Annotated in this window: 13 protein-coding genes; 5 read left to right on the forward strand and 8 right to left on the reverse strand. The window is 72.2% G+C overall.

Going from position 1 to position 12,354, the window contains the following annotated elements:
• Positions 1–34: 34 nt before the first annotated feature.
• The 3 genes from G6045_RS16145 to G6045_RS16155 all read left to right on the forward strand — a co-directional run bounded on the left by G6045_RS16145 (position 35) and on the right by G6045_RS16155 (position 4,490).
• Entirely contained in the window at positions 35–1,630 is a 1,596-nt protein-coding gene (locus G6045_RS16145; protein ID WP_165332645.1) for an N-acyl-D-amino-acid deacylase family protein, read from the forward strand.
• Between the two features lie 253 nt (positions 1,631–1,883).
• Positions 1,884–3,146, forward strand: coding sequence for a Cmx/CmrA family chloramphenicol efflux MFS transporter (locus G6045_RS16150; RefSeq protein ID WP_165332646.1), 1,263 nt, complete (start codon positions 1,884–1,886; stop codon positions 3,144–3,146).
• A 132-nt stretch (positions 3,147–3,278) separates the two neighbouring features.
• On the forward strand, positions 3,279–4,490 hold the full coding sequence (locus G6045_RS16155) for a pyridoxal phosphate-dependent aminotransferase (protein WP_165332647.1): 1,212 nt from the start codon (positions 3,279–3,281) through the stop codon (positions 4,488–4,490).
• 4 nt (positions 4,491–4,494) lie between these two features.
• Here G6045_RS16155 and G6045_RS16160 read toward each other — a convergent pair whose 3' ends face one another.
• Positions 4,495–4,902, reverse strand: a complete 408-nt coding sequence (locus G6045_RS16160; RefSeq protein WP_165332648.1) for an SCO4983 family protein — start codon at positions 4,900–4,902, stop codon at positions 4,495–4,497.
• Positions 4,903–5,013: 111 nt separating this feature from the next.
• On the reverse strand, positions 5,014–5,619 hold the full coding sequence (locus tag G6045_RS41470) for a CGNR zinc finger domain-containing protein (RefSeq protein ID WP_165332649.1): 606 nt from the start codon (positions 5,617–5,619) through the stop codon (positions 5,014–5,016).
• A 64-nt stretch (positions 5,620–5,683) separates the two neighbouring features.
• Here G6045_RS41470 and G6045_RS16170 point away from each other — a divergent pair, with 64 nt between their 5' ends.
• Positions 5,684–6,466 carry an AzlC family ABC transporter permease gene (locus G6045_RS16170; RefSeq protein WP_165332650.1) on the forward strand — a complete coding sequence of 261 codons (783 nt, stop codon included), beginning with the start codon at positions 5,684–5,686 and terminating at the stop codon, positions 6,464–6,466.
• The gene (locus G6045_RS16175) at positions 6,463–6,765 is read left to right on the forward strand and encodes an AzlD domain-containing protein (protein ID WP_165332651.1); all 303 of its coding nucleotides are present in this window, start codon (positions 6,463–6,465) and stop codon (positions 6,763–6,765) included. Before G6045_RS16170 ends, G6045_RS16175 begins: the two co-directional genes overlap by 4 nt.
• 46 nt (positions 6,766–6,811) lie before the next feature.
• Here the strand turns inward: G6045_RS16175 and G6045_RS16180 are convergent, their stop codons facing one another.
• The 6 genes from G6045_RS16180 to G6045_RS16205 form a co-directional block, all read right to left on the reverse strand.
• On the reverse strand, positions 6,812–8,050 hold the full coding sequence (locus tag G6045_RS16180; protein WP_165332652.1) for a hypothetical protein: 1,239 nt from the start codon (positions 8,048–8,050) through the stop codon (positions 6,812–6,814).
• Entirely contained in the window at positions 8,047–8,814 is a 768-nt protein-coding gene (locus G6045_RS16185; protein ID WP_328707796.1) for a PP2C family serine/threonine-protein phosphatase, read from the reverse strand. The genes G6045_RS16180 and G6045_RS16185 overlap by 4 nt, the downstream gene beginning before the upstream one ends.
• Positions 8,815–8,859: 45 nt before the next feature.
• Entirely contained in the window at positions 8,860–9,627 is a 768-nt protein-coding gene (locus G6045_RS16190; protein WP_165332654.1) for a vWA domain-containing protein, read from the reverse strand.
• Positions 9,617–10,819, reverse strand: coding sequence for a hypothetical protein (locus tag G6045_RS16195; protein WP_165332655.1), 1,203 nt, complete (start codon positions 10,817–10,819; stop codon positions 9,617–9,619). Before G6045_RS16195 ends, G6045_RS16190 begins: the two co-directional genes overlap by 11 nt.
• 66 nt (positions 10,820–10,885) lie before the next feature.
• Complete coding sequence (locus G6045_RS16200) at positions 10,886–11,350, reverse strand: hypothetical protein (RefSeq protein ID WP_165332656.1); 465 nt, start codon at positions 11,348–11,350, stop codon at positions 10,886–10,888.
• Positions 11,340–12,329, reverse strand: coding sequence for a serine/threonine-protein kinase (locus G6045_RS16205; protein ID WP_165332657.1), 990 nt, complete (start codon positions 12,327–12,329; stop codon positions 11,340–11,342). Before G6045_RS16205 ends, G6045_RS16200 begins: the two co-directional genes overlap by 11 nt.
• Positions 12,330–12,354: the final 25 nt, after the last annotated feature.

Here is a 12,354-nt window from a genome sequence, read left to right on the forward strand (position 1 = left end):
AGCCAGATCCCACCCGCACATGGAGACGGCCCGCATGGACCTAGTAATCCGCAACGCCCAAGTCATCGACGGCTCCGGCACCCCCTCGTACACCGCCGATGTCGGCATACAGGACGGGCGGATCGCCGAGATCCGCACAGAGGGGCCGCGCCCCACGGGCGCGAGGACCGTCGAGGCCGACGGCCTCGCCCTCTCCCCCGGTTTCATCGACATGCACGCCCACAGCGACCTCGCCCTCCTCCGCGACCAGGACCACAGCGCCAAGGCCGCCCAGGGCGTCACCCTCGAAGTCCTCGGCCAGGACGGCCTCTCGTACGCGCCCGTCGACGACCGCACCCTCGGCGAGGTCCGCAAGGCCATCACCGGGTGGAACGGCGACGGCAGCGACATCGACTTCGACTGGCGCTCGGTGGGTGAGTACCTGGACCGCCTCGACCGGCAGGGCATCGCGGTCAACGCCGCGTATCTCATCCCTCAGGGCACCGTCCGGATGTACGCCGTCGGCTGGGACGACCGCGAGGCCACACCCCAAGAGCTCGACCGGATGCGGCAGTTGGTGGCCGAGGGGATGGAGCAGGGCGCCGTCGGCATGTCGTCGGGGCTCACGTACACACCCGGCATGTACGCCAAGGACTCCGAACTCGCCGAGCTGTGCAAGGTCGTCGCCCGCTACGACGGCTACTACTGCCCGCACCACCGCAGTTACGGAGCCGGCGCGCTCCAGGCGTACGAGGAAATGGTGAACCTCACGCGGGACGCCGGCTGCGCGCTCCATCTCGCCCACGCCACCATGAACTTCGGTGTGAACAAGGGCAAGGCGCCCGATCTGCTCGCGCTCCTGGACGGCGCGCTGGACGACGGCGCCGACATCTCGCTCGACACGTACCCGTACACCCCCGGCTGCACCACGCTCGTCGCGATGCTGCCGAGCTGGGCGAGCGAGGGCGGGCCCGAGGCGATCCTCGCGCGGCTGAAGGACGACGGGAGCGCCGAGAAGATCCGGCACCACATGGAGGTCATCGGCGCGGACGGCTGCCACGGGGTGCCGATCGAGTGGGACACCATCGAGATCTCCGGTGTCTCGGACCCGGGTCTCGCGTCCTGCGTCGGCAAGACGATCCAGCAGTCCGCGGACATGCGCGGCGAGGAGCCGTGGGTCACGGCCCGCCGCCTCCTGATCAACGACAAGCTCGGCTCGACGATCCTTCAGCACGTCGGACACGAGGAGAACGTCCAGGCGATCATGAAGCACCGGGTGCACACGGGCGGTTCGGACGGCATCCTGCAGGGCTTCAAGCCGCATCCGCGGGCGTACGGGACGTTCCCGCAGTATCTCGGGCGCTACTCAAGGGAGTTGGGGATCCTCTCCCTGGAGGAGACGGTCGCCCATCTGACCTCGCGTCCCGCCGCCCGGCTGCGGCTGCCCGACCGCGGGCTCGTCCGCGAGGGCTACCGCGCCGACCTGGTGCTCTTCGATCCGGCCACGGTCGCGGCCGGGTCCACCTTCGACGCACCGCGCACGCTGCCGGTCGGTATCCCGCACGTCCTGATCGACGGGAAGTTCGTGATCGAGGACGGCAAGCGCACGGACGTCCTCGCGGGGCGGTCGGTGCGGCGGACGGCCGCCTGATTTTCGTTGGACCGCAGGCCTGACCGCTGGTTAGCCTGCGGTCCATGTCCAGCCCCGAGGCCTCCAGAATCTAGCCACCGGCTCCCCGGTGGCTGCGCCGCTCTCCCTTCTCCGGCCTCTCGCTTCTCGCTTCTCGCTTCTCGCAGAGCCGTTATGGAGAGGGCGCCCTCGGCATGCCGTCCCACGGTCCTCTTTCCTCCAGCCGTACGCACCATCCGCGCGTACGGCTCACCGTGTGCTGCGGAGTTCTGCTGTGCCTCCTTTCCTCTATCTCCTCGGCCTTGCCGTGTTCGCGCAAGGCACCTCGGAGTTCATGCTCGCCGGGCTCGGCCCGGACATCGCCCGGGACCTTCAGGTCTCCCTCTCCGACGCCGGGTTGCTGACCTCGGCGTTCGCGGTCGGCATGGTCGTCGGCGCACCGTCGATGGCCCTGCTCGTGCGCCGCCTCTCCCCGCGGGGCGCGCTCCTCGGCTTTCTCGCCCTCTTCCTTTGCGCCCACGTCGTCGGCGCCCTGACCGAGAGCTTCGCCGTCCTCCTGGCCACCCGGATCGTGGGCGCCCTCGCCAACGCCGGGTTCCTGGCCGTCGCCCTGGCGACCGCCGTCTCGATGGTCCGCCCCGACCAGAAGGGCCGGGCGACCTCCGTGCTGCTCGGCGGGGTGACGCTGGCCTGTGTGGCGGGCGTGCCCGCGGGCGCGTACCTCGGTCAACTCTGGGGCTGGCGCGCGGCGTTCTGGGCGGTGGCGGCGGTGTCACTGCCGGCGCTCGTGGCGATCGCACGGTCGGTGCCGGGCGGGGCGGCGGCGGGTACGGACGACGCCACGTCGCCGTCGGGCGACGGCGGGGCGGGGCAGGGCGCGGAAGGGGCCCCCTCGCCTTCCGCCGCCGCCCCTGTGCCGCTCGCCGCCGAACTCCGGGCGCTGCGGCGGCCGCGGCTGCGCCTCGCGCTCCTGCTCGGGGCGCTGGTCAACGGGGCGACGTTCTGCGCCTTCACCTACCTCGCGCCCGTGATCACCGACGTGGCGGACCTCGCGGAAGGCTGGATCCCCCCGCTCCTCGCGCTCTTCGGCCTCGGCTCCTTCCTCGGCGTCACCCTCGCGGGCCGCCTCGCCGACCGCCGCCCGCGCGCGGTGGCCGGCGGCGGGACGGTGGCGCTGGTCTGCGCCTGGACCGTCTTCGCCCTGACGGCCGGTTCCGCGCCGGCGGTCATCGCCCTGGTCCTCCTCCTGGGCACGCTCTCCTTCGGCGTCGGCGCCACGCTGATCTCCCGCATCCTGTACGCGGCCGACGGCGCCCCCACCCTGTCCGGCGCCTACGCCACCGCGGCGCTGAACACGGGCGCCGCCCTCGGCCCCGCCCTCGGCGCCCTCACCCTCACCTGGGACCCACGCGGCCCCCTGTGGACCAGCGCGGCCCTGACGGCGCTCGCTCTTGTGGCGGCCCCCCGGGCGTTCAAGGTGGCGGACGTCACGTCCACCGGAGAGGCTCCGTACATCCAAGCCCCGCCCGCCCCGTAATCCGGCATTCCGCACGCACCCGCCGTCCGCCGCATTGCGATGGAAGGCGGGCGCGTGCGTGTCCCGGTGCGCGTTCCCCGCGAGGGACCAAAGACCGCGCGCCGGGACGAAACACGCTCGTAAAGTTGCGGCATGCAGCTGATCCAGTCGACGAAGCTCTCCAACGTCTGTTACGAGATCCGGGGTCCGGTTCTCGAGGAGGCCATGCGGCTGGAGGCGGCAGGGCACCGGATCCTGAAGCTGAACACCGGGAATCCGGCGGCCTTCGGGTTCGACTGTCCGCCCGAGATCCTCGAGGACGTTCTGCGGAACGTCGGTTCCGCGCATGGATACGGCGACGCGAAAGGGCTGCTCTCGGCCCGGCGCGCGGTGATGATGCACTACCAGACGCTCGGCGTGGAGACGGACGTCGAGCATGTCTACATCGGCAACGGGGTCTCCGAGCTGATCGTCATGGCGATGCAGGCGCTGCTCGACGACGGGGACGAGGTGCTCGTACCGGCGCCGGACTACCCGCTGTGGACGGCCGCCGTCTCGCTGTCCGGCGGTACCGCCGTGCACTACCGCTGCGACGAGCAGTCGGACTGGATGCCGGACCTCGCCGACGTGGAGCGGAAGGTCACCGACCGCACCAAGGCGATCGTGATCATCAACCCGAACAACCCCACGGGCGCCGTCTACAGCGACGACGTGGTGCGCGGGCTCGCGGACATCGCGCGGCGGCACAATCTGCTTGTCTGCTCCGACGAGATCTACGACAAGATCCTGTACGACGGGGCCACGCACACCCCGACCGCGGCGCTCGCGCCCGATCTGCTGACGCTGACCTTCAACGGGATGTCCAAGGCCTACCGGGTGGCCGGGTACCGGACGGGCTGGATGGTCATCTCGGGGCCGCGCGCGCACGCCGCCTCGTACATCGAAGGCCTGACGATCCTCGCGAACATGCGCCTTTGCGCCAATATGCCGGCGCAGCACGGCGTGGTCGCGGCCCTGACCGGGCGGCAGTCGATCAATGATCTGGTGCTGCCGGGCGGGCGGCTCGTCGAGCAGCGGGACACGGCGTACGAGCTGCTCACGCAGATTCCGGGCGTGACGTGCGTGAAGCCCAAGGGGGCTCTCTATCTCTTCCCGCGGCTCGATCCGAAGGTCTTCAAGATCAAGGACGACCGGCAGATGGTGCTCGATCTGCTGCGGGCCGAGAAGATCATGGTCGTGCAGGGGACGGGGTTCAACTGGCCCGAGCCCGATCACTTCCGGATCGTCACGCTGCCGCAGGCCACGGACCTGGCGGACGCGGTGACGCGGATCGGGAAGTTCCTCGACGGGTACGGGCAGCCGTAAGGCGTCAGACGGCGGCGGGGGTCAGCGCCTGAGCGTGCGCCTCCATCCGGCGCGCCGCCAGGATCGCCGCCGAGGTGTCCGCCCGCGAAGCCGCCACCACGAGCGCCCGTCCCGCGAGGGCATGGGCACGCTGGTGGAGCGCCGCCAGATGCGGCTCGTGGATCGCCGCCGCGACACCCGCCCGGACCGGTGCGCGCCCGCCGCGCAGGCGCGTGACCGCGGCCGCCAACTCGGCCGAGGCCTCGTCGAGTTCGGCGGAAGGCGCGAGTCCTCGCAGCTCATCCGTCACCGCGAGCAGCGCCGCGAGATGACCGGCGAGCTGGAGCTCGAGCTCCTCCTCGCGCGTACGGTGCGGGAAATCGCCGTCGGGGCCCATGGTGTGGACCGACTTGGCGCGGATCGGCTCGTACATGGCAGGACCTCCAGGCTGGGATGACCACATCCTAGCTTAGATTCAGTCTAAAGTTGAGTCGGCTCGATGCTGTGGTCCACGGGCCGCGCACACCGACCGGCGCCCGCGAGGTCACCCGCTCCGCCGGGTGCGGGAATAGTGCCGTCTGGCGCGATCCCGGTTGCCGCAGTCATCCGAGCTGCACCAGCGCCGGGTCCCGCCCCGGGAGCGGTCGAGGAAGAACCAGCCGCATCCGGGGCCCGCACAGCGCCGGACCCGGTCCAGGCCGTCCCCGCCCAGCAGATCCTCGGCCTGCAGCGCCAGCGCGTGGCACAGGTCGCCGAGATGGTCCGCGCCGGACTGCCACCGCAGCGGGAAGGCGGGGGGCAGCGCGGCGTCCTCGCGGGCCAGCACCAGGCTCCGCCGCAGCGCCTCCCACTCCTGGACAGGAGGCTCCTCACCGTCGACGAGGGCGTCCAGGAGCGGCCAGAGGGTGGCGCGCAGGTCCGTGAGCGCCGCGATCGCGGCCTGTGCGGACGCGGAGTCCGCCGCCTCGGACCGGAGCAGCACCTCCGCGCGGTCGGCGGTGAGCAGTCCGCTCGCGACGGCCCAGCGCACCCACGCCTCAAAACCCTGGACGCGGTCCACCGCGCGGACGGGGTCCAGGCGCCAGGCACGGGTGTTGGCGAAATCGAGCACCGGGTGGCCGCCGATGAGGGTCACCACGGAGTCGCTCATCACGCAGCCAGCATACTCGGTCTTCTAACAGGCATACGGGCTTATGGTTGTTAGGATCGTAGGCATGGGCAGCCTCCGATCAGCGCAAGCCGACGCCTCACCGTCAGCGAAAGCCGCCGCCTCGCCGCGAGCGAGCTTCGTCTCCGGGCTCAAGACGGGGTCCGGGCTTGCGGCAGCCGCCTTCCTCCTCGCCGTCAGCTTCGGTGCGATCAGCACCTCGCAGGGCTGGGGACATCTCGCGCCCGTCATCTGCTCGATGGCGGTGTTCTCGGGGTCCGCGCAGTTCGCCCTCCTTGCGACCCTGGGCTCCGGCGGCGGGATCACCGGCGCCGTGACGTCGGCGGCACTGGTCAACAGCCGGTTCATCCCCATGGGCATCGCCGTCGCCGGCGATCTGCGCGGCGGCCGGATCCGCCGTGCGCTCGAAGGCCAGGCGGTGGTCGACGGATCCTGGGCCGCCGCTCACCTCGGGGGCGGCCGGTTCGACCGGTACCTCCTCTTCGGCGCCACCGCGATCCAGTGGCCCGCCTGGGTCGCCGGCACCGCCCTGGGCGTCGTGGTGTCCCCCGACCCCGACCTCCTCCACCGGCTCGGACTTGACGTCCTGACGCCGGCGCTGTTCGTCGCGCTGCTCTTCGACGAGGTCCGCCGGGAACGGATCAACCGGCTGCCGGCCCTGCTCGGAGCCGCACTCGCCGCCGGCCTCATCGTTTTCCTGCCGGCCGGCCCCGCCCTGGTGGGCGCGGCACTCGCGGCCCTCGTCGCGCTCTTCAGGGCGCCCGCCGCACCCGCCCCGCCACCCGAAGACGTGCACCGCGTCCACTCCGACGAACAGGTCGCACCATGACTCTCTGGCTCACCATCGCCGCCGTCGCCGCCCTCAGCTTCACGTGCAAGGCCTTCGGCCCCGCCCTCTTCGGCGGGCGCACCCTGTCCCCGCGGGTCCGGTCGGTCATCGCCTTCACAGCCCCGGCCCTGCTCGCCGGATTCATCGTCGTGGACGTACTGGGCCCCCGCTGGAGCGCCGTGGATCTCACCGTGCTCGCGGGACTCGCGGTCGTCCCGCTGCTGCTCTGGCGTCGGGCCCCGCTCCCCGTGGCCCTGGTGGCCGCGGTCGCCGTCACGGCGCTGCTGCGCATCCCTTAGCGCCCGTCAGCTTCCAGGGCTCCGTCGGCTCCCGGCTCACCGGGGGCTACCCCTCCATCGCCGCCACCACGGTCACCAGCAAGATCACGGCGATCACCACCGCCAGCACCAGCAGGAGCTTTCGGCTGTCCGAGCCGCTCGGTGCGGGGGCCGCGGCCGGCGCCTGGCGTGGCGGAGGAGGGGCCGGGGCCGACGGGGCGGGTGGCCGCGGAGGCGGTGGGTTGAACAGGTCCTGGCCGCCCGCCGCCGCCCGCGCGCACCACGGGCAGCCCGTCAGATGGGAGCCGTACGAGTGGCGGGGGCGGGCGCCGCAGCCCCGTACGCGACCGCGTTCCTCGTCGAGCGCCCGCAGCCAGTCCTGCGCCGAGGGCCTGGCCTTCGGGTCGAGCACGCCGGGGCCGAAGGCGCGGCGGGCCAGGGTGAGCAGGCCGGGCGGCAGCACGGTCGGGTCGATGATGCCGCGCGGCACGACGACCTTCTCCGGGCGGACCACGTACGAGATGGACGCCGCGATGTTGTCCTTGACCGTCGAGTCCTCCTGGCTGTCGTGCGGGACGCCGCCGAAGGGATGGTTGCCGACGGCCAGGAGTTGATAGACGAGGACGGAGAGCGCGAAGTCGTCGCTCTCGGTCGAGGCCGGGCCGCCCGCCTGGCGTTCGGGCGCCGAGTAGTCGGTGGTGTGCATCAGACAGGGGAAGGACTCGCGGGTCTCCCGGTCGGTGAAGGCGATGGAGTCGCAGTCCAGGAAGGTGACGAAGCCATTGCGGTCGACCACGACGTTGCTGCTGGAGAAGTCGCCGACGACCAGGCCTTCGTGGTGCATACGGGCCGTCATGAACGCCAGGTTCCAGGCGACACCGAGCAGAAAGCGCCAGTCGGCCCGCTCGGGGAAGAGCCGCAGCCGCTGCGAGCGGGTGAACAGGCCCACCAGCTGGACGTGTTGGGGCTCCCCGAAGCGCCGCATCGCATAGCCGAGGAAGACGCCCTCGGGTGAACGGGCGAGCGCGGTGGGCCAGGCGAGTTCGGGTGCCTGGTTGGAGTCGACGGGCCGGTCGCCGAGCGGGGACATGGCCAGCATGCGGGTGAGGCGGCGTTCCTGTTCGGGCCCCGGGCGTTCCCGGTAGAGCTTCACGACGATGCCCGGTTCGCCCTCGACCGGGTAGACGGAGGCCTCGCCGCCGCCCTTCAGCGGGCGTTCGGCCAGCGTGACGGGCCGCCCGTCGAGCAGCACCCTGCGCCCGGTCCCGGCGCGGGCACTGGTCCCCGTACTGCCGCGCGCGCTCATACCCGTACCGCCCGGAGCAGCGTCTTGTCGTCCGCGTTGACCGCCGAGAGCCGGTCCGAGCGCAACAGCTCGGCGAGCTCCGCCTCGTCGTCGTCCGGGTCCTTGGCCGGGGACTCCATCGGGCCCAACACCGCGGCCAGGAAAGACGCGTTGGGGGTCTGGAAGCGCGTGAGGGCCGCCTGGGTGAGGCCGTCCGTGGACAGCACCACGGCGTCGATCCCGGGATCGTCCACGCAGTCGGTGCGCACCCAGCGCCCCACATCGCGCGAGGTGAGGAAGACGGTCTCGTTGCTGTACTCGCTGGCCGCCTCGGCCTGCGGAAGGAGGTGGAAGAGACCGGCGCCGTCCGCGTCCGTGCCCGCACGGACGATCACCAGGCCGTCGCCGACGCTCAAGTGCCCCAGCCAGTCAGGGGTGATGACCACGACGGTGAGGGTGGTCGCGAAGTCCTGGGCCCGCGCCCCCGTCTGCTCCACCGCCACCAGGAACTCCCGGCAGACCGACTGGAACGCGGAGTGCAGCAGCCCGTGCACCGCGTCCCCGGCCGGCACCCGCAGCTCCGCCGCCTCCCGCCCGAAGTGCTCGGTCGCGAGCCGGACCGCGAGCTGCGCGCCCTCCTGCGAACGCGGCCTGCTGCCCGCGCCGTCGGCGACGGCGAGGACGACCACCGGGTCCTCGCCCTCGCCCGTACGCCACTGGGCGCTGTCCCAGGCGTCCTGGCAGGGGGTCCCGGTGCGCCGGTGCCGGTATCCCTCGACGCTCACCCCGTGCGTGCGCCATGCGCCGCCTTTGCCCGCGCCGCCCATGGGTCAGGCTTCCCAGGCGGGGCGCTGCGTACGGAACTGGTGGAAGATCTTCTCGAAGGCCTCCTCGCCCTCGCCCTTCTGCTCGGCGGCCGCGCTCGCCGACATCATCTGCAGCAGCTCGCGGAACGGAAACCCCTGCAACTGCGCGTTGTACGTGGGCGCGAAGGCCCGCAGCACGGCCTGGCCGCGGTCGGTGATCCCGCCGACGCCGATCGCGTAGAGCCGGAAGCGCCGGGCCCGCTGCTCCTCGGCGAGCACGGGCACGATGCGCTGCCAGGTGGTGGTGTAGTGGCCGGTGCCGTCGGTGGGCAGACCGTCGGTCACCAGGCAGATCTGCGGGCGGTAGTACTGAAGGCCGAGTTTGCGCAGCTCGGTCTTGCGGGCGGCCACGATGTGCATGGCGAGTTCGACGGCCTCGGTCATCAGCGTCACCCCGTTCGCCGCGAGGGTCGGCGGCGTGAAGGCGTGCGCGGGCACGAACGGGCTGAGGTTCATGCCCGGATGCAGCGGCTCGGCGCCCCGGTAGGCGGTCACGGACTGGTCCCCGAAGGTGATGACGGCGACCTCGACGCTGTAGCTGAGGCTGACGTCGTCGTGCAGCTCACGGGTCCATTCGCGCAGCGCCTCGTTGAGCGCCTGCACCGGACGGCCCTCCATGGAACGGGAGTTGTCGAGGCAGAGGACGAGCGGCAGCCGCTGGGCGTTGTTGTCCAGCTCGAAGTCGAAGTCCGCGTACTGCGGCACGGCGGTGGGCGGCGGTTCATTCATCATGGCTGTCTCCTGTGTGCTGCGGGGTCCTCGCGGGAGGCAGGGCCAGCAGATGCGGTGTGCCTCGTTCTGTCGCGTCGTCCTCTTCGGACACGTCTGCGGATGCGCCGTCGGATACGCCTTCGGATACGTCGCGGACATCGACGAACTCGCCCACGGCGGGCGGCGGGAAGGCGGGGCCGCCGGTCCAGCGGGCGCGGTACAGGCAGCGGTCGATCTCCACGTAACCCTCGGGGTGCAGGGCCGAGCGGACGAGGGCCTTGGGCTGCGGGAGTGCGGGCAGCTCACCCAAGTACGGCGTGGGCGCGGCGAGTTGACGTGTGTGCCGGTCCTCGTCGAGCGGGGAGAGCTCTTCGGCGTACGGAGCGTCGGACGGGCCGTGGCGCTGCGGGCGCAGCGCCACCGTCTGCGTCGGGTCGGCGCGGTGGCGGGCGGTGCGCTCGGGTGCGGTGCCGCGTTCGGGTGCGGGCTTGCGCCGCGGGGCCGGGGGCAGGGAGGTCCGCCCGGCCGCGTGCGCCGGGGACCGGCCCGCCGCGTGCGCGGGGCGGCGTACGGCCTTCATCAGGAAGCCGATGAGAGCGAGCAGCGCGGTGAACACGCCGAGCAGCACCCACAGCGCGGTGTTGTCCTCGCCGTCCCCGGTGTCCAGCGGTCCGGCGAGGCTCGCTTCGATCAGCTCGTCGCCCGACTGCTCCTGCGCCACGGTCTCGCACAGCGCGGGCCCGATGTCGCCCGCGCACAGCCCCGCCGCCCGCGCCGCGTCGATCGTGCGCCGGTCGAGCGGGGTGATGGTGGCGTCCGGTGCGACCCGGCGCTCCTTGGCGAGCAGGAGAAGCACGGTGCCCCCGCGCCCGGTGGTCCGCCCGGCCGGCACCTGGACGGTGAGCGGACTCTTCGAGAGCGTCTCGCGGTGACCGGACAGTCCCAACTCGGCGGCAGGGCGGTCCAGTCGAACCGGCTTGTCCAGGGTCATCACCTGCGGCCCGGCCGCCTTCGCCGACTGCCCGTCCATGCAGTCCAGGCGTACGGAGAGCGCGCCCGGACAGTCGAGGTTCCGGACCGGGTCCACGGCGGCGGCCGGCCGGGCCGTGAGCAGCCCGAGGAGCAGGGCGCACCCGAGTACGGCCGCCCGCGTACTCCCCGTACCCCTAAGGCCCCCCGCGGTCCTCGCGCCGAGCTCTCTTCCGCGCTCCACCCCACACCCCCGAACGCCGTGGCCTCGTATCCCGGACTCGCCGGCTCACTGACTCGCTGACTCGCCTCAGAGCCGGAACACTTGATGGCACCTCGTGAACATCTGCCGCGCCTGATCCGCCCAGTCGTCCGCCATCGCCCCGAAGTCCTTGGGCGTCATCCGGCAGGCGAGCGGCAGCTGGCAGACCCCGGCGATACAGGGGTCGGGGCCGCGGACGTCCCAGACGGAGAGCATGGGGAAAAGCTGTTCGGTGTTCCACGCGTTGGCCGCGGCCGCCGCCACCGCCAGCTGGTCGCCGCGCAGCCGGCGCCCGTCGGTCATGAAGGCGACGAGCAGCCGTCTGGTCGTGGTGAAGCGGAAGGTCAGCGTGCGTCCGGCGGCCGGCAGATCGAAGTCGAGGCTCAGGGCGTGCTCATCGGCCTCCACCCCCGCGCCGGTCCCCGCACCCCACGTACGGACCAACTCCCGCCAGTGCGGCCCGATCTCCAGCTCCCGGCCGGACTCGACGCGCACCCGTGGCTCACCTGACATGGGCTACCGCCCCCGCCACCATCGCGTCGGTCAGGCCCGCGTCGAGCAGCGCCTGCGCGTGCGACTGAAGACAGGACGGTACGGAGACCACGGCGGCCCGCGAGTCCTCGCCCTGCCGGCTGTCCAGATCACGCTCGCGCGAGCGGATACCGGCGGCCACCGAGGGCGGCGGCCAGGGCGGTGCGCTCTCGTCGGGGGCGAGCAGTTCGAGCAGCGGGGCGAGGCGGGGGCGGGCGGCCGGGTCCTTGGCCAGACAGGGCAGGATGAGGCGGCACAACTCCTCGGGCGCACCGTCGAGATCGGGCGGTTCGGTCTGTACGCGATAGGCCACGCGCTCCCCCGAACCGAAGGGCGAACGCCCGGTCGCGGCGAACGCGAGGACGCCGCCGAGCGCGAAGACATCGGTGGGCGGGCCCACACTGCCGCCGGAGAGCTGCTCAGGTGCCATGAACGGCGGGGTGCCCATCACGACGCCCGCCTGGGTGATGCTGCTGGATCCGGCGAGGCGGGAGATCCCGAAGTCGATGACGCGCGGACCGTCGGCGGCGAGCAGCACGTTGGACGGCTTGAGGTCGCGGTGCACGATGCCCGCCGCGTGGATGGCCATCAGCGCCTCGACCAGACCCGCGCCGAGCCTGCGCAGATACGGCTCGGTCAACGGGCCGCCGGAGCGCACGGCCTCGGTCAGGGAGGGGCCCGGTACGTACACGGTGGCGAGCCACGGCAGATCGGCGTCGGGGTCGGCGTCGACGACGGCGGCGGTGTAGGCGCCGCTGACGGCTCCGGCGGCGGCGACCTCGCGGGCGAAGCGCATCCTGAACTCGTCGTCGGCGACAAATTCGGGGCGTACGACCTTGACCGCGAGCGGGCGTCCGGCGCGGGAGCGGGCGAGATAGACCCAGCCCATACCGCCGGAGCCGAGCCGGCCCACGATGCGGTAGCCACCAACCCTCAGCGGGTCACTGACCGGCGTCCTCATGCACTCAGCCTCATGGACCGAGTGT

Origin of the sequence: Streptomyces mesophilus (assembly GCF_011044995.1) — a bacterium.
GTDB lineage: Bacteria > Actinomycetota > Actinomycetes > Streptomycetales > Streptomycetaceae > Streptomyces > Streptomyces mesophilus.